Origin of the sequence: Burkholderia sp. BE12 (genome assembly GCF_002959955.1) — a bacterium.
Taxonomy (GTDB): domain Bacteria; phylum Pseudomonadota; class Gammaproteobacteria; order Burkholderiales; family Burkholderiaceae; genus Burkholderia.
The window spans coordinates 69,575-89,370 of record NZ_PREY01000018.1 but is presented as its reverse complement, the minus strand read 5'-3'; the positions used below and the strand labels follow the sequence as shown (position 1 = coordinate 89,370).

24 protein-coding genes are annotated in these 19,796 nt (G+C 66.9%); 6 read left to right on the top strand and 18 right to left on the bottom strand.

Annotated features, from left to right (window positions below):
- Window positions 1-113 precede the first annotated feature (113 nt).
- The 5 genes from C4B30_RS20925 to C4B30_RS20905 are packed head-to-tail and all read right to left on the bottom strand — an operon-like array spanning window position 114 to window position 4,196.
- Window positions 114-731 carry an SCO family protein gene (locus tag C4B30_RS20925; protein ID WP_027785499.1) on the bottom strand — a complete coding sequence of 206 codons (618 nt, stop codon included), beginning with the start codon at window positions 729-731 and terminating at the stop codon, window positions 114-116.
- A gap of 18 nt (window positions 732-749) precedes the next feature.
- Entirely contained in the window at window positions 750-1,652 is a 903-nt protein-coding gene (gene cyoE, locus C4B30_RS20920; RefSeq protein WP_027785500.1) for a heme o synthase, read from the bottom strand.
- An 8-nt stretch (window positions 1,653-1,660) separates the two neighbouring features.
- Window positions 1,661-2,773 carry a COX15/CtaA family protein gene (locus C4B30_RS20915; protein WP_027785501.1) on the bottom strand — a complete coding sequence of 371 codons (1,113 nt, stop codon included), beginning with the start codon at window positions 2,771-2,773 and terminating at the stop codon, window positions 1,661-1,663.
- A gap of 25 nt (window positions 2,774-2,798) precedes the next feature.
- The gene (locus C4B30_RS20910; protein WP_027785502.1) at window positions 2,799-3,425 is read right to left on the bottom strand and encodes an SCO family protein; all 627 of its coding nucleotides are present in this window, start codon (window positions 3,423-3,425) and stop codon (window positions 2,799-2,801) included.
- Window positions 3,426-3,485: 60 nt separating this feature from the next.
- Window positions 3,486-4,196 carry an SURF1 family protein gene (locus C4B30_RS20905; protein ID WP_034185444.1) on the bottom strand — a complete coding sequence of 237 codons (711 nt, stop codon included), beginning with the start codon at window positions 4,194-4,196 and terminating at the stop codon, window positions 3,486-3,488.
- 84 nt (window positions 4,197-4,280) lie between these two features.
- Between C4B30_RS20905 and C4B30_RS20900 the strand changes: the two genes are divergently transcribed.
- Window positions 4,281-4,490, top strand: a complete 210-nt coding sequence (locus C4B30_RS20900; protein WP_006752055.1) for a twin transmembrane helix small protein — start codon at window positions 4,281-4,283, stop codon at window positions 4,488-4,490.
- A 182-nt stretch (window positions 4,491-4,672) separates the two neighbouring features.
- On the opposite strand, the gene C4B30_RS20895 is transcribed toward C4B30_RS20900, so the two are convergent.
- The 8 genes from C4B30_RS20895 to C4B30_RS20865 all read right to left on the bottom strand — a co-directional run bounded on the left by C4B30_RS20895 (window position 4,673) and on the right by C4B30_RS20865 (window position 11,779).
- The gene (locus tag C4B30_RS20895) at window positions 4,673-5,530 is read right to left on the bottom strand and encodes a cytochrome c oxidase subunit 3 (protein ID WP_027785504.1); all 858 of its coding nucleotides are present in this window, start codon (window positions 5,528-5,530) and stop codon (window positions 4,673-4,675) included.
- Between the two features lie 152 nt (window positions 5,531-5,682).
- Window positions 5,683-5,883, bottom strand: a complete 201-nt coding sequence (locus C4B30_RS20890; RefSeq protein WP_027785505.1) for a DUF2970 domain-containing protein — start codon at window positions 5,881-5,883, stop codon at window positions 5,683-5,685.
- A 16-nt stretch (window positions 5,884-5,899) separates the two neighbouring features.
- Window positions 5,900-6,511, bottom strand: coding sequence for a cytochrome c oxidase assembly protein (locus C4B30_RS20885; RefSeq protein ID WP_027785506.1), 612 nt, complete (start codon window positions 6,509-6,511; stop codon window positions 5,900-5,902).
- A 35-nt stretch (window positions 6,512-6,546) separates the two neighbouring features.
- On the bottom strand, window positions 6,547-6,687 hold the full coding sequence (locus C4B30_RS35685) for a cytochrome oxidase small assembly protein (RefSeq protein WP_006486385.1): 141 nt from the start codon (window positions 6,685-6,687) through the stop codon (window positions 6,547-6,549).
- A gap of 91 nt (window positions 6,688-6,778) precedes the next feature.
- The gene (ctaD, locus tag C4B30_RS20880) at window positions 6,779-8,386 is read right to left on the bottom strand and encodes a cytochrome c oxidase subunit I (RefSeq protein ID WP_027785507.1); all 1,608 of its coding nucleotides are present in this window, start codon (window positions 8,384-8,386) and stop codon (window positions 6,779-6,781) included.
- A 43-nt stretch (window positions 8,387-8,429) separates the two neighbouring features.
- Entirely contained in the window at window positions 8,430-10,037 is a 1,608-nt protein-coding gene (gene coxB, locus C4B30_RS20875; RefSeq protein WP_027785508.1) for a cytochrome c oxidase subunit II, read from the bottom strand.
- A gap of 56 nt (window positions 10,038-10,093) precedes the next feature.
- The gene (locus tag C4B30_RS20870) at window positions 10,094-10,618 is read right to left on the bottom strand and encodes a DUF2244 domain-containing protein (protein ID WP_051421408.1); all 525 of its coding nucleotides are present in this window, start codon (window positions 10,616-10,618) and stop codon (window positions 10,094-10,096) included.
- Between the two features lie 195 nt (window positions 10,619-10,813).
- Window positions 10,814-11,779, bottom strand: coding sequence for a methyltransferase domain-containing protein (locus C4B30_RS20865; RefSeq protein ID WP_027785510.1), 966 nt, complete (start codon window positions 11,777-11,779; stop codon window positions 10,814-10,816).
- A gap of 81 nt (window positions 11,780-11,860) precedes the next feature.
- Between C4B30_RS20865 and C4B30_RS20860 the strand changes: the two genes are divergently transcribed.
- Together C4B30_RS20860 and trmL are read left to right on the top strand one after the other, a co-directional pair.
- Entirely contained in the window at window positions 11,861-12,658 is a 798-nt protein-coding gene (locus tag C4B30_RS20860) for a ComF family protein (RefSeq protein ID WP_027785511.1), read from the top strand.
- 102 nt (window positions 12,659-12,760) lie between these two features.
- On the top strand, window positions 12,761-13,231 hold the full coding sequence (gene trmL, locus C4B30_RS20855) for a tRNA (uridine(34)/cytosine(34)/5-carboxymethylaminomethyluridine(34)-2'-O)-methyltransferase TrmL (RefSeq protein ID WP_027785512.1): 471 nt from the start codon (window positions 12,761-12,763) through the stop codon (window positions 13,229-13,231).
- Between the two features lie 36 nt (window positions 13,232-13,267).
- Here the strand turns inward: trmL and C4B30_RS20850 are convergent, their stop codons facing one another.
- From C4B30_RS20850 to C4B30_RS20830, 5 genes are all read right to left on the bottom strand, one after another.
- Window positions 13,268-13,792, bottom strand: a complete 525-nt coding sequence (locus tag C4B30_RS20850; RefSeq protein ID WP_027785513.1) for an O-acetyl-ADP-ribose deacetylase — start codon at window positions 13,790-13,792, stop codon at window positions 13,268-13,270.
- A 92-nt stretch (window positions 13,793-13,884) separates the two neighbouring features.
- The gene (locus tag C4B30_RS20845; RefSeq protein ID WP_027785514.1) at window positions 13,885-14,883 is read right to left on the bottom strand and encodes an NAD(P)H-dependent glycerol-3-phosphate dehydrogenase; all 999 of its coding nucleotides are present in this window, start codon (window positions 14,881-14,883) and stop codon (window positions 13,885-13,887) included.
- A 25-nt stretch (window positions 14,884-14,908) separates the two neighbouring features.
- Entirely contained in the window at window positions 14,909-15,400 is a 492-nt protein-coding gene (secB, locus tag C4B30_RS20840; protein ID WP_027785515.1) for a protein-export chaperone SecB, read from the bottom strand.
- A 107-nt stretch (window positions 15,401-15,507) separates the two neighbouring features.
- On the bottom strand, window positions 15,508-15,768 hold the full coding sequence (grxC, locus tag C4B30_RS20835) for a glutaredoxin 3 (protein WP_006477722.1): 261 nt from the start codon (window positions 15,766-15,768) through the stop codon (window positions 15,508-15,510).
- Entirely contained in the window at window positions 15,765-16,187 is a 423-nt protein-coding gene (locus tag C4B30_RS20830) for a rhodanese-like domain-containing protein (RefSeq protein WP_027785516.1), read from the bottom strand. The genes grxC and C4B30_RS20830 overlap by 4 nt, the downstream gene beginning before the upstream one ends.
- 135 nt (window positions 16,188-16,322) lie before the next feature.
- Here C4B30_RS20830 and gpmA point away from each other — a divergent pair, with 135 nt between their 5' ends.
- The 3 genes from gpmA (at window position 16,323) to C4B30_RS20815 (ending at window position 19,750) form a co-directional block, all read left to right on the top strand.
- Complete coding sequence (gpmA, locus tag C4B30_RS20825) at window positions 16,323-17,069, top strand: 2,3-diphosphoglycerate-dependent phosphoglycerate mutase (RefSeq protein ID WP_027785517.1); 747 nt, start codon at window positions 16,323-16,325, stop codon at window positions 17,067-17,069.
- A gap of 274 nt (window positions 17,070-17,343) precedes the next feature.
- Window positions 17,344-18,897 carry a S41 family peptidase gene (locus tag C4B30_RS20820; RefSeq protein WP_027785518.1) on the top strand — a complete coding sequence of 518 codons (1,554 nt, stop codon included), beginning with the start codon at window positions 17,344-17,346 and terminating at the stop codon, window positions 18,895-18,897.
- 100 nt (window positions 18,898-18,997) lie between these two features.
- On the top strand, window positions 18,998-19,750 hold the full coding sequence (locus C4B30_RS20815; RefSeq protein ID WP_027785519.1) for a HesA/MoeB/ThiF family protein: 753 nt from the start codon (window positions 18,998-19,000) through the stop codon (window positions 19,748-19,750).
- The last annotated feature ends 46 nt before the right edge of the window (window positions 19,751-19,796 follow it).

Sequence of the window (19,796 nt, the reverse complement as noted above, 5' to 3'; positions counted from 1 at the left end):
TGCCGACGCGCCGCCCGACGGGCAGCGCATGCACACAACGATGAGGGAAAGAAAACGTGACGACGCGGAACGGCCGTCACGCGATCGCCGGGCCGGCGCCCGGCGGCTGCCGGTCAGTCGACCAGCAGCTTCAGGTCGTGGACCCACGGGGCCGGGCCCTGGCCGTCGCGCACGAACAGGCGCAGCTTGCCGTCGCGGTCGAACACGTAGCTCGCGGCCGTGTGATCCATCGTGTAGTTGCCGGGCGTCTTGCCGGGCACCTTCGCGTAGTACACGCGGAAATCCTTCGTGACTTTCTTGAGTTGCGCTTCGTCGGCCGGCCGCAGGCCAATGAACGACGGATCGAACGCGGGCACGTACTGGCCGAGCAGCGCCGGCGTGTCGCGCTCCGGATCGACGGTGACGAACAGCACCTGCACGCGCTTCGCGGCATCCGGCCCGAGCTGCTTCAGCGCCTCGGACAATTCGGCCATCGTGGTCGGGCACACGTCCGGGCAATGCGTATAGCCGAAGAACATCACGACGGCACGGCCCTTGAAGTCGGCGAGGGTGCGGACCTTGCCGGTCGTATCGGGCAGCGAGAAGTCGCTGCCGAACTGCGTGTTGCCGGTGATGTCGAGATTCTGGAATTTCGGCGCGTTGTCGCATCCGGCGAGCAGCAGCGCTACCGTGAATGCGCACGCGAGCATCCAGCCCTGGCGCGCGCGGCGCCCAAACCGTGATTGGAGCATTGCGTTCAAACCGTGCGGTTACACGCCGAGCAGCGGGCGTGCATAGTGATCGACGAGCAGCGCGGCGAACAGCAGCGACAGATAGACGATCGAGTAGCGGAAGGCCTTGCGGGCGAGTGCGTCCGAATAGTCGCGATGGATCTTCCACGCATACGCGAGGAACACCGCGCCGAGCAGCACCGCGCTCGTCAGGTAGACGACCCCGCTCATCCCGGAGATGAACGGCATCAGCGTGACCGCGAACAGGATCACCGTGTACAGCAGGATGTGCAGCCGCGTGAACTTCTCGCCGTGCGTGACGGGCAGCATCGGCAGTCCGGCGTTCTCGTAATCCTTGCGGCGATAGAGCGCGAGCACCCAGAAATGCGGCGGCGTCCATACGAAGATGATCAGCACGAGGATCCACGCGTCGCCCGGCACCGCGCCGGTGACCGCGGCCCAGCCGAGCGCCGGCGGCATCGCGCCCGACGCGCCGCCGATCACGATGTTCTGCGGCGTCATCGGCTTGAGCAGCAGCGTGTAGATCACCGCGTAGCCGACGAACGTCGCGATCGTCAGCCACATCGTCAGCGGGTTCGTGAACGTATAGAGCGTCCATGCGCCGACGCTGCCGAGCACGGCCGAGAACAGCAGGATCTGCGGCGTCGTGATCTCGCCGCGCGCGGACGGGCGCCACGCGGTGCGACGCATCATCGCGTCGATCTTCTGCTCGACGAGGCAGTTGATCGCGAACGCGGCGCCGGCCAGCAGCCAGATGCCGACGGTGCCGCCGATCAGCACATGCCACGGCACCATGCCCGGCGTCGCGAGGAACATGCCGATCACCGCGCAGAACACCGCGAGCTGCGTGACACGCGGCTTCGTCAGCGCCATGTACTGGGAAAAGCGGTTACCGGACGATTGGGAGAGGGTGCTTTGCATGGGGGCGGTCACGCCGGGGCGGCGTCGCGCGCAGGCAGCGCGACACGGCCGGGGCGACTTGAAAGGATGCGAAAGTTTAACATGACGACGAGCAGCAGCAGGATCGCGGCCCCGCCGTTGTGCGCGACCGCCACCGGCAGCGGCCACTGCAGCACGATGTTGGTCAGGCCCGTCACGAACTGCAGCAGGACGACCAGCAGCACGCCGTTCGCGGGCCGCCGCAGCGATTCGAAGCGGCGCATCTTCAGCGCGAACGCGACCAGATACGCGACCACGACGAACGCGAACGTGCGGTGCGTCCAGTGGATCGCGACCAGCGCGTCCTGCGTGATCGCGTCGCCGTCCTTCGTCATCCCGAGCGCGCGCCACAGGTGGAAGCCGTGCTGGAAATCCATCGGCGGAATCCACTGGCCGTTGCAGGTCGGGAAGTCGGTGCACGCGAGCACCGCGTAGTTGGTGCTCACCCAGCCGCCGAGCGCGATCTGCACGACCAGCAGCACGAGCGCCGCGAGCGCGGCCGCACGGTAACGCCCGGCCTCCGGGTCATGCGACGGCAGCGGGGTCTGCCGCGCCGCGAGCCAGCCCAGCGTGCCGAGCAGCGTGAGGCCGAGCAGCAGGTGGATCGTGACGATCACCGGCTGCAGCTTCATCGTGACCGTCCATGCGCCGAACGCGCCCTGCACGAGAATCAGCAGCAGCAGGCTCGTCGGCCACCACGGCGACACGTGCAGCGGGCGGCGGCGCAGCCGCGCGGCCCACGCGATCACCACCTGCGCGATGATCAGCACGCCGATCGCCATCGCGAAATAGCGGTGGATCATCTCGATCCACGCCTTCGTCATGCTGACCGGCCCGGTCGGCATCGCCTGGTGCGCGGCCGTGATCGCCGCGTGCGCGATGAACGGCGACGACGTGCCGTAGCAGCCGGGCCAGTCGGGGCAGCCGAGCCCGGAATCGGTCAGCCGCGTGAACCCGCCGAACATCACGAGGTCGAGGGTCAGGAACGTGGTGATCCACACGAGCTTGCGGAACTTGTCGTCGTCGGCCTTCACCCACACGTACGACAGCGGCAGCAGCGCGATGCACAAGCCGATCAGGCCGAGTTGCAGTAGATACGACATCGGAATGGTGCCTCGTTCTCTCGCCTTAACCGATGCTCGACCACTTCAGCAGCTTCGTCACGTCCGACTTGATCTTGCTGGGATTCGGGTCTTTCGGGAAACGCATCATCAGGTTGCCGTTCGGATCGACCATGTAGATGTGGTCGCTGTCCTTCGTGCCGGCATCGGCCGGCAGCCACGCGGCCACCGCGGCCGGATCGGCGACGAGCCGGCGCGTGTCCGGATACGCGTCCAGCACCTTTTGCGGCGTCGCGCCCGCATCGCTGCGCAGCCACACCATCGTGATCCGGTGCCGCTCGCCCGCCTGCGTGACGCGGATCTGGCGCATGAAATAGAGCTTCTGCGCGCAGGCGTCGTCGCACGCGCTGCGGTCGGTCATCACGAACAGCCAGACACCGCGCAGCGACGACAGCGGCACCGTCTTGCCGGTTTCGTCGGTGACCTGCAGATCCGCCGGGATCGGGCGCTGCGGCTCGATCAGCGTGCCGTAGTTCGTCGATCCGCCCTTCGGCTTGATCACGTAATAGGTGAAGTACGACGCGATCATCGGTGCGGCGCACACGAGACCCAGCAGCACGAGCATCCAGCGGCCGCGCTTGCGGGCCGCGGGCGACACCGGCGCAGCGGCCGGACCTTGACGGGAAGATTGCATGGACAAATCAGACCTCTCGAAACGAACCCGCGGCGCCGGCGCCGCGTCCTGGCATGACGCTCACGCGCCGGCCGACTTCTTCGCCGCACGCCGCGCGGCGTACAGGCCGAAGCCGAGCGCGGCCGCCGCCATCGCCCACCACTGAAACATATAACCGTAATTGCGCTCGACGCCGGTCGTCGCCGCCGGCCAGTCGCGCACGAGCTTGTCGCCGTCGTCGCTCGTCTGCTGGATCACGAACGGCTGCAACGGCAGCCCGGTTTCCTTCGCATACGCGGCGACGTCGAGGTTCTGCCGGATCTTCTGGTGCGCGGCCGACCCGCCTTCGCCGAGCTCGAACGCGCGCGACGCATCGGCGCGCGCGATGCCGACGATCTCGACGTCGCCCGCCGGCGTCGCGAACGGCTCGATCGCTGTGCGATCGGCGACGTTGCGCGGCAGCCAGCCGCGGTTCACGAGCACGACGCCGCCGCCCGTGAGTTTAAACGGCATCACGACGTAAAAACCCGGCTGGTCGTTATACGGCCGATTGTCGAGGAACACCGCTTGCTCGGGCATGAAACGGCCTTTTGCCCGCACGCGATGAAACTCGATCGACGCGAGCGGAACCGGCTGCGCGCCGATATCGATCGGCGCCGCCTGCTCGTAGCGCGCGATGCTCGCCTGCAGCGCTTCCTTCTGGTGCGCGCGGTCGCGTTGCCAGAAACCGAGACGGATCGTGACGGCGACGACGACGAGAATCAGCAGCGCGGGCAGCCAGCGAATCTTCATCGTGCGCCCCGCCCGGCACATGCGCGAAAGCGAAGTGCGATAATTATCCTCTCCCTTTCGAATTGCCGTCGTCCGGTTCGTGTCATGCACATACTCGTTCCCATCGCCTTCGTCCTCATCATCGCCAGCATGGGCTCGGCGCTCTACTTCATGATGCACGACCGCGGCCATACGAAGCGCATGGTCTGGTCGCTCGCCACCCGCGTCGGGCTGTCGGTGTCGCTGTTCCTGTTCATCCTGTTCGCGAACTGGATGGGCTGGATCCATTCGACCGGCCTGCCGATCGGACGTTGATGGCGTTGCCGTGCCGGCGGCTGTCACCGCTGTGACATTTCGCCGCACGGCCGCGCCACCAAGCAAAAGCGCCGCCTGACTGAGTCGCGGCGGCGCCGGGGTGGTGGCGCCCGCGGCTTCGCCGCCGCGCCCACCCACCAATGAAAACGACCCGCGCATCGCTGCGCGGGCCGTTTTTCCATTTACAGCCAGTAGACGACGACGTACAGGCCGAGCCAGACGACGTCGACGAAGTGCCAGTACCACGCGGCGCCTTCGAAGGCGAAGTGATGATCGGGCTTGAAGTGACCACGAATCATCCGCACCAGCACCACCGCGAGCATCGTGCCGCCGAGGAACACGTGGAAGCCGTGGAAGCCGGTCAGCAGGAAGAACGTCGAACCGTACACGCCCGAGTTCAGCGTCAGGTTCAGTTCGTTGTACGCGTGGTAGTACTCGAAGCCCTGCAGGAACAGGAAGCAGATCCCGAACACGAGCGTCGCGGCCAGCCAGGCAATCGCCTTCTTGCGATGATCGTCGCGCAGCGCGTGGTGCGAGATCGTCAGCGTCACGCCCGACGACAGCAGGAACGCGGTGTTCAGCGTCGGGATCGGCCACGGGCCCATCGTCTTGAAGTGACCGGCGAGCGCGGCGGGGCCTTCGTTCGGCCACACGGCGGAGAAGTCCGGCCAGATCAGCTTGTAGTCGAGGCTGCCGAGCTGGTGCAGCGCGATTTCGCGCGCATAGAACAGCGCGCCGAAGAACGCGCCGAAGAACATGACTTCCGAGAAGATGAACCAGCTCATGCTCCAGCGGTACGACTTGTCGACGTTCTTGCCGTAATGACCGCCCTCCGATTCGGCGATTGCGTCGCCGAACCAGTGATACAGCGTGAAGAGCAACCACAGCAGGCCGAGCAGCGCCGTAAACGGCGCCCAGTCGTGACCGTTGATCCACAGCGCTACCGACCCGAGCATGACCAGCAGGCCGATGGCCGCGCTGATCGGATGCTGCGACGGATGCGGCACGAAATAGTACGGGGTCTGGTTTTGACCGCTCATGCTTGATTCTCCACTTCAGTCCAATTTGTGTACCGGAAACCGCTCCGGCTTTATTTCTTGCGCGGCGAGACCGCCGCCGCGCTTTCCCGCACGCCGCGCCGTGGCGCCGCGCACTGCATTCTTTCGTGGCCGCGGGCCGCTAGCCGCGCGCCTCAGCCCACGACGGCACGCACGATCAGGATCAGCACACCGATGAACACGCCGGCCGCGATCAACGCGACGATCAGCACGTGCAACGGATTGAGCTGCGTCGCGTCGGCCTCCAGGTCGCGCCGCTTGCGCACTCCGAAGAACGACCACAGCACCGCTCTCAGTGCCTGACCGAACGTTCCACTCCGCTTGACCTCCGTCATCGCCCCGCCTCCATCGTCATGCGTCCGGCTTTGCCGCACCCTGCGCCGCCGCCGTACTGCGCTGCGCCGGTGCCGGCGTGGCCGGCGTATTCAGTTCGAAGAACGTGTACGACAGCGTGATCGTCTTCACGTCCTTCGGCAATTTCGGGTCGATCACGAACACCACCGGCATCTTGCGCGATTCGTTCGCGGTCAGCGTCTGCTGCGTGAAGCAAAAGCACTCGATCTTCTTGAAGAACTCCGTCGCCTGCTTCGGCGCATAGCTCGGAATCGCCTGCGCCACGACCGGCCGGCCCTGCCCGTTCGTCACGTCGTACACGATCGTCGTCAGTTCGCCCGGATGCACGTCGAGACTGTTGTGCTCCGGCCTGAACCCGAGCGGCCCGCGTGCATTCGCATCGAACTCGACCGACACCGTGCGGCCATAGTCGACCTGCGAATTCTTCACCTCGCGCTCGCTGACATCGCGCTGCACCAGGTTGTTGATGCCGGTGATCTGGCAGATCGCCCGATACATCGGGATCAGCGCGAAGCCGAAACCGAACATCAGCCCGGCCACGACGAAGAGCTTCACCAGCATCGAACGATTGAACGCACGATCCACGGCGCCCTCTTCCGGCTTCGACATACGACGACTTCCTCGCTACTGCGTCAATTACTGCATCAGTGGGTGGACAGCCACCACTGCTTGATCACGACACCCACAAAAAAAACGGCGGCGATGACGAGCAGGGTGAGGCCGAGCCGCTTGTTGCCCGCGCGGATCTGCTCGGGCGTTCGTCTTTCTTGTGGATTCCGGGTCATCTGCAACTTCGCTGAAACTTCGCTGATCCATCGATTCGGCGCCCGCCGCGCCTGCCTGCGGGGCAGGCAGCGGCGGAACGCCGGGTGAAACTTACTCGACGTGCGGCGGTTGCTCGAACGTGTGGAAGGGAGCCGGGCTCGGCACCGTCCACTCGAGGCCCGTCGCGCCATCCCACGGCTTGTCCGACGCCTTTTCCAGCTCGCCGCCGCCGCGGTAGGCCGGCAGCGCGACCGCGAACAGGAAGTACACCTGCGCGAGGCCGAAGCCGAATGCGCCGATCGTCGCCACCTGGTTGAAGTCCGTGAACTGCGCCGGGTAGTCCGCATAGCGGCGCGGCATGCCCGCGAGACCGACGAAGTGCATCGGGAAGAACGTCAGGTTGAAGAAGATCATCGACGCCCAGAAGTGGATCTTGCCGCGCGTCTCGTTGTACATCCAGCCCGTCCACTTCGGCGCCCAGTAGTACCAGCCCGAGAACAGCGCGAACAACGAGCCGGCCACCAGCACGTAGTGGAAGTGCGCGACCACGAAGTAGGTGCCGTGATACTGGATGTCGAGCGGCGCCATCGCGAGCATCAGGCCCGTCAGGCCGCCGAACGTGAACACGAACAAGAAGCCGATCGCGAACAGCATCGGCGTTTCGAACGTCATCGAGCCGCGCCACATCGTCGCGAGCCAGTTGAACACCTTCACGCCCGTCGGCACCGCGATCAGCATCGTCGCGTACATGAAGAACAGCTGGCCGGTGACCGGCATGCCCGTGGCGAACATGTGGTGCGCCCAGACCATGAACGACAGGATCGCGATCGATGCCGTCGCGTACACCATCGAGCTATAACCGAACAGCGTCTTGCGCGCGAACGCCGGGATCACCTGCGACACGATCCCGAACGCCGGCAGAATCATGATGTACACCTCGGGGTGGCCGAAGAACCAGAAGATGTGCTGGTACATCACCGGGTCGCCGCCGCCTGCCGCGTTGAAGAACGACGTGCCGAAGTGGCGGTCGAACAGCACCATCGTGATCGCGCCTGCCAGGACCGGCATCACGGCGATCAGCAGGTAGGCGGTGATCAGCCACGTCCACGCGAACATCGGCATCTTCATCAGCGTCATGCCCGGCGCGCGCATGTTCAGGATCGTCACGACGATGTTGATCCCGCCCATGATCGACGACGCGCCCATGATGTGGACCGCGAAGATCGCGAAGTCCATGCCCGGGCCCATCTGCGTCGACAGCGGTGCGTACAGCGTCCAGCCGGCCGCCGTCGCGCCGCCCGGCGCGAAGAACGAACCGACCAGCAGCACGGCCGCGACCGGCAGCAGCCAGAAGCTGAAGTTGTTCATCCGCGCGAACGCCATGTCGGATGCGCCGATCTGCAGCGGAATCATCCAGTTCGCGAAGCCGACGAAGGCCGGCATGATCGCGCCGAACACCATGATCAGGCCATGCATCGTCGTGAGTTCGTTGAAGAACTCCGGACGCATGATCTGCAGGCCCGGCTCGAACAGCTCGGCACGGATGCCGAGCGCCATCACGCCGCCCGACAGGAACATGATGAACGAGAACAGCAGGTACAGCGTACCGATGTCCTTGTGGTTGGTGGCGAACAGCCAGCGACGCCAGCCGTGCGGGGCTCCGTGCGCGTGGTCGTCGTGCGCGTGGTCCGCGGCTACGTCGTGCCCGATGCTAGACATGAGAATCTCCTAATGCGAATACGTCGACTAACTCAGCGACACGTCAAGCCGCCGGGCCGATCTCGACACGCCGGGCTTCCTTCGCGTCAGCCCCGCCCGTGATCGTTTCCGGCTTTTTGAGAATAATGTGGTCTTCCGCCACGCCTGCTGTCTTCAGCGCATCGCGCACGGCCTGAGCCCGATGCTTCGCCAGTTCGGCGTTCGCGTCGGCCGAGCCCGACTTGTCGGTGAAACCCGACAGCGCGAGCTTCGCGTCCGGATGCGCCTTCGCATAGTCGGCCGCGGCGGCGATCGCCGCCTTCGCGTCGGCCGGCAGCACGCTCTTGCCCGTCTCGAAGTAGATCGTCGACAGCGCGGCCGATGCCGCCGCCGATGCCGCCGCCGACTGCTCGGCACCCGACGCGGCTTGCGCCGGTGCCGAAGCCGCTTCCGCCGGCGCCGCGGCCGTTGCCGCGCCCGCCGCGTCTTCCGGCATCTTGCCGTTGCGCGCGTCAGCCACTTGCTTCGGCTGCAGCAGGTCGTTCTTGTGGTTGCCCCACGAGTTGCGTTCGTACGTGACGACCGAGGCGATGTCGAGGTCCGACAGCGACGCCCACGACGGCATCGCGCCCTTGCCGTGCAGCACGCGCTCGACGTGAGCCGCGATCGGGCCGTTCGCGATCGGGCTGCCGTCCATCGCCGGGAACGCGCCGAGGCCCTTGCCGTTCACCTGGTGGCAGGCCGCGCAATTCGCCTTGTAGACTTCCTCGCCGTGCGCGACGAGTTCGGCCATCGTGTAGACCTTGTTCGGATCGACCGCTGCGCTGGCGAGCTTCGCCTTCTGCGCCGTGACCCACTTCGCGTAGTCGTCGTCCGACAGGACTTCGACGACGACCGGCATGTACGCGTGTTCCTTGCCGCACAGCTCGGTACAGAACCCGCGGAACGTTCCGACCTTGTCGGCCTTGAACCACGTGTCGCGCACGAAGCCGGGGATCGCATCCTGCTTCACGCCGAACGCGGGCACGTACCACGAGTGGACGACGTCGTTCGCGGTCGTGATGATGCGGATCTTCTTGTTGACCGGCACGACGAGCGGATTGTCGACTTCCTGCAGATAGGTGTCGGTGATCGGCTTCTTGCCCATCACTTCGTCGCGCGGGGTGGTCAGCGTCGACAGGAAACCGATGCCCTCGCCCGGGCCCTTCACGTAGTCGTAGCCCCACTTCCACTGGTAGCCGGTGACCTTGATCGTGAGATCGGCGTTCGTCGTGTCCTTCATCGCGACGACGGCCTTCGTCGCCGGCAGCGCCATCAGCACGACGATGACGAACGGCACGATCGTCCAGATGATCTCGACGGTCGTGCTTTCATGGAAATTGGCGGCCTTGTGGCCCTTGGATTTGCGGTGCGCGAAGATCGAATAGAACATCACGCCGAACACGCCGACGAAGATCACCGTACACAGGATCAGCATCATCGTGTGGAGATCGTAGAGCTCCTCGGCGATTTTCGTGACCGGCGGCTGAAAGTTGATCTCGTTGACACGGGGGCCGCCCGGGCTATCACCGACCGCCAGGGCCGCACCGGCAAAGAGCAATCCGCTGCATGCCAGCACGCCCGCGAGGGCTCGCTTGATTGTTTTCATAGCATCCTTACCCAAAATTTCCATTCAAACCCTCCCCCGTCGCAAGCCGCCGGCCTGTTCCGGCCGATGACTGCGCCTCGTCAGCCGCAGCGCCTGAGCGACACGCGCAGTTCGTCGGCGAACTGCGCACGCTTGTACTGCGCGAGATGCTGCCCGATTACGACGGTCTGCCCGCGCGATACCAGCCGAATCGGATCGCGTGGCGTCGCACCCGGCTCGACCCGCACCCAGCGCGGGTTGAATTCGATCTGCGTGAGCCGCTCCGCATCCATCCGCTCGATCACGAGCCGGTGCGGAAACAGCCTGATGCGCTCGTAATCGACCGCATGGCGAGCATAGATCGCAAATGCGACACCCACCGCCAGCAACTCGATGCCGGTGAAGGGCATGACGAGCCAGACCCCTCTCCACATCAGCAACGCCGCGATCGCCAGCGAGAAGCCCGCGAGCGACGCGTAAAACAGCACGAACTGGCGTGGCGACACCGAACAGTTGCGTTTCATGAGCCAGTCTTCGAGGACCGGTTCGCTGTCCGCCGTCTCCGCCAAAACCCTCGCTGCTCCCATCGCCGCCTCACGCGAATGGCATGCGATGCATGCCTGCATCGGACTCGTCGCCCCGTATTGCGGGGACCCCGGGACGACAAGCTGACGCATTATAGGCGGGTTCAATGGCATCCACAAGCAAGCGCCTATCGCCCGCCAAGCCAAGCGCGACAAGCTTTCCGGCCGTTTTGGGCGCTAATTCGACCCCGCTTTGCGCCGCTAATTTCGGACATAACAAAACCCCTCTTTACCGCTTTACCGATTCTTCGGACGCCCCTTGCCGATATCCTCGATGCGCACGATCCCGTGCCCTTCCGCGGTCGTGCGCGGCACGGCCTTCCACGCGTGGCCGTAGATCACCTCGAAGGTCAGCGGGATCGTGCCGTCCTCGCGCCGGCGCGCGTCCAGCGCGTCGCCGAGCGCCGCGCGAAAGCGCCGCGTCGCGTGCTGGGGCGCCATGCGCTCGAACGGGTAGGCGCCCCAGCGGCGCACGTCGGCCAGCAGGGAATCAGCGGATTTGTAGGTGACGGTCAGCACTTCCTGGTCCATCACGGGAATCTCGAAGCCGCTCTCGACGAGCATGTCGCCGAGGTCGTGCATATCGACGAAATCGATCACGCGCGCGGTGGGCGGCGCAATGCCGAGCGCCGCTTCGGCATCCGCGCAGGCCGCGCGCAGCTCGCGCAGCGTGTCGGGGCCGAGCGTGCTGAACATCAGCAGCCCGTTCACGCGCAGCACGCGCTGCCATTCGGGCAGCACGGCGTCGGGACGCGAATGCCAGTGGAGTGCGAGATTCGACCAGATCAGGTCGAACGCGCCGCCGGGAAACGGCAGCGCGGCGAAGTCGGCCTGCGCGACGCGCGGGCCGCGCTGGCCCAGCGCCCGGCCGAGCGATGCCGGCAGCCAGCGGCGCCAGGTGGTCTGCTCGACTTCGCGCTGACCGGCCCGCGCGAGCATCGCGCCGGACAGGTCCACGCCGAACACCGGCGCTTCCGGAAAGCGCGCGCGCAGCGCCGGGAGATCGTCGCCCGGGCCGCAGCCCGCATCCAGCACGGCCGCGGGGCTCACCTTGATGTATTCGAGACGCTCGTTCATCCGCTGCGCGATCTCGCGCGGCAGGAACGCAACCGCGTCGAACGTGGCGGCACGGCGGTCGAAGATCCGCCGCAGGCGCCGGGTGTCATTGGCCGGACGGCCGGTTGAAGTCGAAGCTGGGGACATGTCGGGCACACTGGCGAAGAGCCCGAAGTATACTCGCTCGCCTCGCAAGCTTCATCGAGGCGGCGTGCCAGGAGTGTTGCGATGGTCCGTGGTTCCGCCGAGCGCACGATGCGCGTCGTTTTGTCGCAGGTCAGAATACGGGTCGCGCGCGTTGCCGCGATCGCGTTGCCGAATCGGTGCGCGCTATGCGGCAATTTGTCACATGTCGTGATTTGCGGCGCCTGCGATGCCGCGTACTGGAATGAAGCGCGGCTGCGCTGCGACGTCTGCGCGTTGCCGCTCGGCGTCGGGCAGGCGCGATCGCCCGGCGGCGGTCGCATCGGCGCCGGCCGCGCGGCCGCGTACCGGTGCGACGCGTGCCGCACCGCGCCGCCGCCATTCGATGCGACGCTCGCGCTCGCCGATTACCGCGCGCCGCTCGACGGGCTCGCGCGCGGCCTGAAGTTTCATGCACGGCTCGCGCTCGGCGGCGAATTCGCGGCCCGGCTCGCACGGCTAGTCGACGATACGCGTGGCGCGCGCGACTTCGACCTCGTCGCGCCGGTGCCGCTGTCGCACCGGCGGCTCGTCGCTCGCGGCTACAACCAGGCGTGGGCGATCGCGCGTCCGCTCGCGCGCCGGCTCGGCGTGCAAGCGGAGGCAGCGTTGCTCGCGCGCGTCGCCGATACCGCGCCGCAGTCGCGGCTCGACCGGCACGCACGACGCGACAACGTGATGGCGGCTTTCGCGGTGGCAGGCGGCGTCGCCGGGCGCCACGTCGCGCTCGTCGACGACGTGATGACGTCCGGCGCGACGCTCGCGGCGGCCGCGCAGGCGCTGAAGGCGGCGGGCGCCGCGCGCGTGACGAATCTGGTTGCGCTGCGCACCGCCAGGGATTAATTAGATAGAGAGGCCGGCCGCCGGCGTGCGGCCGTCACGAACCGGCCGGCCGGATGCACGCGCGCCTTTGCGCCGCTCCGGCCGCCCCAGCCAAACCGAAACATGTTCAACGTCGTTCTCGTCGCCCCCGAAATTCCGCCGAACACCGGCAACGTGATCCGTCTGTGCGCGAACACCGGTGCGCGCCTGCACCTGATCGAGCCGCTCGGCTTCCCGCTCGACGACGCGCGGATGCGCCGCGCCGGCCTCGACTATCACGAGTATGCGCAGATGCGCGTGCACCGCGACTGGGACGCGTTCGTCGCCGCCGAAGCGCCCGACCCCGCGCGGATGTTCGCGTTCACGACGCGCGGCTCGGGCCGCTTCCACGATCGTGCGTTCCTGCCCGGCGACTGGTTCGTGTTCGGCTCCGAAACGCGCGGCCTGCCCGCCGAGCTGCTCGAACGTTTTCCGAACGAACAGCGCGTGCGCCTGCCGATGCGGCCGGACAACCGCAGCCTGAACCTGTCGAACACGGTCGCGGTGGTGGTGTTCGAGGCGTGGCGTCAGGCCGGCTTCGAAGGTGGCGCCTGACGCGCTCGCCGGATACGACCCGCGGCGCCGAACGCGTCAGGTTCGCGCGAGCCGCGCGCGGTACAGGTCGTAGATGTCGGGGGAAAAGCAAGCGAACACGACGCGGGCAAGGTTCGGCGCCTGCGCGAGCATCTCGGCGACGGTACCGACCGCGATGTCGACGGCGGCTTCAGCCGGATAACGGTAGATCCCGCAACTGATCGCCGGAAACGCGATCGACGTCGCGGCGACTTCTTCGGCCAGCTCGATCGCGCGCCGGTAGCACGACGCAAGCAGCTCGGCCTCGCCGCGCGCGCCGCCGTACCACACGGGGCCGACCGCATGAATCACGTAGCGCGCCGGCAACCGGTGGCCGCGCGTGAGCTTCGCGTCGCCGGTGTCGCAGCCGCCGAGCGTGCGGCACTCGGCGAGCAGCCCGGGGCCGGCCGCGCGATGAATCGCGCCGTCGACGCCGCCCCCGCCGAGCAGCGAGCCGTTCGCGGCGTTGACGATCGCATCGACGTCGAGCGTCGTGATGTCGACGACCTGCGCATCGAGCGTGGTGGAATGGATCTGCAGCATGACGACCTCGCGGAACGCCGGAGACGCTTCAAGCGTAGCTCGCTTTGGCGCCGCGCGCCCGGCGCGACCGTGCCGGGCGATGCCCGCCCGTGCTACTCCGCGCGCGCGTCGCGGCGCAGCAGGCCGCTGACCGCGTCGCGCGGCGCGATGCCGTCGAACAGCACGCCGCACACGGCTTCCGTGATCGGCATTTCGATCGACTGCGCGCGTGCGAGCGCCAGCACGGCCTGCGCGCAGCGCACGCCTTCGGCCACGTGGCCGAGCGCGCCGAGGATGTCGTTCAGCGTGCAGCCGGCCGCCAGTTGCAGGCCGACCGTGCGGTTGCGCGACAGGTCGCCCGTCGCGGTGAGGATCAGGTCGCCGAGGCCCGTGAGGCCCGTGAAGGTTTCCGCGCGGCCGCCGAGCGCCACGCCGAGCCGCGACATTTCGGCGAGGCCGCGCGTGATCAGCGCGGCGCGCGCGTTCAGCCCGAGGCCGAGACCGTCGGAAATGCCGGTCGCGATCGCCAGCACGTTCTTCACCGCGCCGCCGACCTCGACGCCGACCACGTCGTCGCCCGTATAGATCCGCATCGCGCCGTGATGGAACGCGGCGAGCGTGCGCTCGCGGCATTCGGCCGACGTGCTCGCCACCGTCAACGCGACGGGCAGCGACTGCCCGACCTCGCGCGCGAAACTCGGGCCCGACAGCACGCCGTTGCTCCGTTGTTCGGGCAGCTCGGCCGCGATCACCTGATGCGGCAGCAGATGCGTGTCGGCGTCGAAGCCCTTGCAGACCCAGACGATGTGCGCCGGCACGCAGCCTGCGTCGCGCATCGCGCGACACAGCGTGCGCAGCCCGGCCACCGGCGCGGCGATCACGCACAGCGCGTCGTCCGCGGCGCCATGCGCGAGCGCGGCGCCGAGATCGGCGTCGTAGCGCAGCGCGTCAGGCAGCGCGATGCCGTCCAGATAGCGGGAATTTTCGTGCCGGGCCTGCAGCCCGGCGATGAGCGCGGCATCGCGCGCCCACAGAAGCGTATCGTGCCGCGCGGCCAGATGGCCCGCGAGCGCGGTGCCCCAGGCACCGGCGCCGAGAACGGCTACTTTCATACCCAGCACCGGTCCGAGCGAAGCGTCAGTTCAGCGTCGTGCCATTCGGCGCGCCGTTCGGCGCTGCTGCGCCGCCGGCCTGCTGCTGAAGCTGCGCGAGACGCTGCTCGTACAGCGCCTGGAAGTTGATTTCCGCCAGGTGGATCGGCGGGAAGCCGGCGCGCGTGATCGCGTCGGCGATGTTCGAGCGCAGGTACGGGAACAGGATCGTCGGGCATGCGATGCCGACGAGCGGGTCGAGTTGTTCGTCCGGAATGTTGCGAATGTCGAAAATGCCGGCCTGCTTCGCTTCGATCAGGAACGCGACCTTGTCCTTCACCTTCGCGGTGACGGTACCCGACACGACGACTTCGAACACGCTTTCCGCGAGGCGGTCAGCCTTGACGTCGACTTCGACTTCAACCGACGGCATGTCCTGCTCGAGGAAGATCGCCGGCGAATTCGGCTGCTCGAGCGACATATCCTTCAGGTAGACGCGCTGGATGTTGAAGAACGGTTGGTTTTCGACGTCGGACATGGTGTTTCCCTAAAAGTGGTGACGGGGCGGCCCGGCTGTTCGCCGGCCGCCACGGATGAATCCTGCGCGCCCAAGCCGCGGCGCGGCCGGCGGCCATTCTGCCCTAATCAGGCCGCTTGCAGAAGCGGCACGAGGCCGCCTTCGCGGTCGAGCTTCGACAGATCGTCGTAGCCGCCCACGTGCGTGTCGCCGATATAGATCTGCGGCACCGTGCGGCGCCCCGTGCGCGTCATCATTTCCTCGCGGCGGGCCGGATCGCGGTCGATCAGCACCTTCTCGATCTGCTCGACACCGCGCAGCTTCAGCAGGCGCTCGGCCTGCATGCAATACGGACACACCTGTGTGCTGTACATCAAAACCTTGTTCACTTCGCCACTCCTTGTTTGACGACCGGCATCCCGGCCTGCTGCCAGGCGGCCACGCCGCCTTCGAGCACGTGCACCTCGGCGTAACCCGCCGCCTCGACCTCGCGCGCCGCCTTCTGCGACTGCTGGCCGTTCTGGCAGACGAGCAGCACCGGGGTGCTCTTGTTCTTCGCGACCTGCGCAATTTTCGCGCCGATCTCGCCCGCCGCGACCTGACGCGCCGACGGCAGGTGGCCGGCGGCGAAATCGGAGGCGGCGCGCACGTCGATCACGACCGCGTTGCGACGGTTGATGAGTTGCGTGGCCTCCGCGGCAGACAGGCCGCCGCGGCCGCGGCGGAGTGCGGGCCATGCGAGCAGGCCGCCGGAAACCACCAGGATCGCGATAAGGGCCAGGTTGGTGTAATTGGTAAAGAACGTCACGGAATTCCGCCGGAAGAAGAGAAATCGGATGAGGACAATCCTGCCATTATAAAATAACCGCCTTGCGCGATGGCGGGCCCGGTCAGGGTGCCGCGCGACGCGCCCCGCTTCCCTTCACTACCGACCGCAAGATCCATGTACAAACTCGTTCTCATCCGCCACGGCGAATCGACGTGGAACAAGGAAAACCGCTTCACCGGCTGGGTCGACGTCGACCTGACCGAACAGGGTCGCAACGAGGCCTACCAGGCCGGCGAATTGCTCAGGGAGGCCGGCTACACGTTCGACATCGCGTACACGTCGGTGCTCAAGCGTGCGATCCGCACGCTGTGGCACGTGCAGGACAAGATGGACCTGATGTACCTGCCGGTCGTCCACTCGTGGCGCCTGAACGAGCGCCACTACGGCGCGCTGTCGGGCCTGAACAAGGCGGAAACGGCCGCGAAGTTCGGCGACGAGCAGGTGCTCGTGTGGCGCCGCAGCTACGACACGCCGCCGCCCGCGCTCGAGCCGACCGACGAGCGCGCGCCATTCAACGACCCGCGCTATGCGAAGGTGCCGCGCGAGCAGCTGCCGCTCACCGAGTGCCTGAAGGACACGGTCGCGCGCGTGCTGCCGTTGTGGAACGAGTCGATCGCGCCGGCGGTGCGCGCCGGCAAGCAGGTGCTGATCGCCGCGCACGGCAACTCGCTGCGCGCGCTGATCAAGTACCTCGACGGCATCTCGGACAGCGACATCGTCGGCCTGAACATCCCGAACGGCGTGCCGCTTGTCTACGAACTCGACGAGAACCTGAAGCCGATCAAGCACTATTACCTCGGCGACCAGGAAGCGATCGCGCAGGCGCAGGCCGCCGTCGCGAAGCAGGGCAAGGCGGGCTGACGCCCGGCGCGGCGGGCAGGCCGCGTTCCGGCGCGGCGTGCAGGGCCCCGGCCTCGCCGTCGACGCCGGTCCGCACGCCGCGCGAACCTTCGCGGCCCTGCCGCGGTCGAATGCGCTTTCGAACCCCGCAGCGCGCCCGGCGGCGGCCCGCCGGGCCCTTTGCGGCCTTTTCGACGCTTTTCGCGCCGTTCCACTGAGTTATCGGACGAACAGTTATACTTGTCCGCTACATCCCCGCTACCGCCACGCGCTTCCCGACCGCACCAGACTCTCTATGCGAATGAATTTGAAGAACATCGGCCTGATTGCCGCGGGCCTCGCCACGGGCGTGTTCGCCACGCTGCAGGTTTCCGCATCGGCCGAGCAGACCGCCACGGCGCCGCTTCCCCTCGACCAGCTCCGCCTGTTCGCGGAAGTATTCGGGCAGATCAAGCGCGAGTACGTTGAACCGGTCGACGACAAGAAGCTGCTGACGGCCGCGATCAAGGGCATGGTGTCGAGCCTCGATCCGCACTCGTCGTTCCTCGACAAGACCGACTATGACGAGCTGCAGGAGCAGACGAAGGGCCGCTTCGCGGGCCTCGGCATCGAGATCTCGCAGGAAGACGGCCTCGTCAAGGTGATCTCGCCGATCGAGGACACCCCCGCGTTCCGCGCCGGCATCCGTCCGGGCGACCTGATCACGCGCATCAACGACAAGCCGGTGCGCGGCATGACGCTCGACAAGGCCGTGAAGCAGATGCGCGGCGAGCCGGGTACCAAGGTCACGCTGACGATCTTCCGCAAGAGCGACGACCGCACGTTCCCGGTCACGGTCACGCGCGCGATCATCAAGGTCCAGAGCGTGAAGCTGAAGATGCTCGACCCGGGCTACGCGTACATCCGCATCACGAGCTTCCAGGAGCGCACGACGCCGGATCTCGCGCAGAAGCTGCAGGACATCGCGCGCCAGCAGCCGAACCTGAAGGGCCTGATCGTCGACCTGCGCAACAACGGCGGCGGCCTGTTGCAGAGCGCGGTCGGCGTGGCCGGCGCGTTCCTGCCGCCCGACTCCGTCGTCGTGTCCACCAACGGCCAGATTCCCGATTCGAAGCAGGTCTACCGCGATACGTACGACAACTATCGCCTGCCGTCCTTCGACGGCGATCCGCTGAAGAATCTGCCGCCGATCTTCAAGACCGTGCCGATGATCGTGCTGACGAACGCGTATTCGGCGTCCGCGTCGGAAATCGTCGCCGGTGCGCTGCAGGATTCGAAGCGCGCGCAGATCATGGGCAAGACGACGTTCGGCAAGGGTTCGGTGCAGACGGTCCGCCCGATGACGGCCGACACCGCGCTGCGCCTGACCACCGCGTACTACTACACGCCGAGCGGCCGTTCGATCCAGAACAAGGGCATCACGCCCGACATCCCGGTCGATCAGTACGCGGACGGCGATCCCGACGACGTGCTCGTGACGCGTGAGGTCGACTATTCGAACCACCTCGCGAACACGCAGGATCCGAACGAGAAGAAGGAACAGGAAGAGCGCGATCAGCGCCGGATGGATCAGCTGCGCGTCCTCGAAGAGCAGAACGACAAGAAGACGCCGGAGCAACGCCAGAAGGATCGCGATCGCAAGCCGATCGAGTTCGGCAGCGCCGACGACTTCATGATGCAGCAGGCGCTCAACAAGCTCGAAGGCAAGCCGGTCCAGGAATCGAAGTCGCTGATCGCCGAGAGCGTGACGAAGAGCCCGGCCGGCAAGGCCGCCGCGGCTGCGAAGGCATCGGGCGCAAGCGCCGCGAAGCCGGCTTCCGCACCGAAGCCGGCATCCGCGCCGAAGTAAGCGCCGGCCGGCATCCAACGGGCCATCGCGGGAAGACCGCGATGGCCCGTTTTTCATGCGCGCCTAAAATAACGAACGTCCGCCTCGCTCACGATTGCCCATGAACGACGATCAACTCCTTCGCTACTCCCGCCACATCCTCGTCGACGAGATCGGCATCGAGGCGCAGCAGCGCTTTCTCGACGCGCATGCGATCGTCGTCGGCGCGGGCGGCCTCGGCTCGCCGGCCGCGATGTATCTCGCGGCATCGGGGGTCGGCACGCTCACGCTCGTCGACGCCGATACGGTCGACCTCACGAACCTGCAGCGGCAGATCCTGCATGTGACGGCATCGGTCGGCCGCAGCAAGGTCGAATCGGGGCGCGACGCGCTCGCGCAACTGAACCCCGAGGTGACGGTGAACGCGGTCGCGGCGCGCGTCGACGATGCGTGGCTCGACACGCACGTGCCGCACGCAAGCGTCGTGCTCGACTGCACCGACAACTTCGCGACGCGGCACGCGATCAACCGCGCGTGCGTCGCGCACGGCGTGCCGCTCGTGTCGGGCGCCGCGCTGCGCTTCGATGGCCAGATCAGCACGTTCGACTTCCGCGACGCGGCCGCGCCCTGCTATGCGTGCGTGTTTCCGGAAGACCAGCCGTTCGAGGAAGTCGCGTGCGCGACGATGGGCGTGTTCGCGCCGACCGTCGGGATCATCGGCGCGATGCAGGCGGCCGAGGCGCTGCGCGTGATCGGCGGCATCGGCAAGACGCTGAACGGGCGGCTGATGATGCTCGATTCGCTGCGGATGGAATGGACGACGATGAAAATCGCGCGCCAGGCCGACTGCCCCGTGTGCGGGGGCCGGCACTGACGCGCGACGGGCATGCGCGGGGCCGCGCATGCGTGACGCTTCGCTA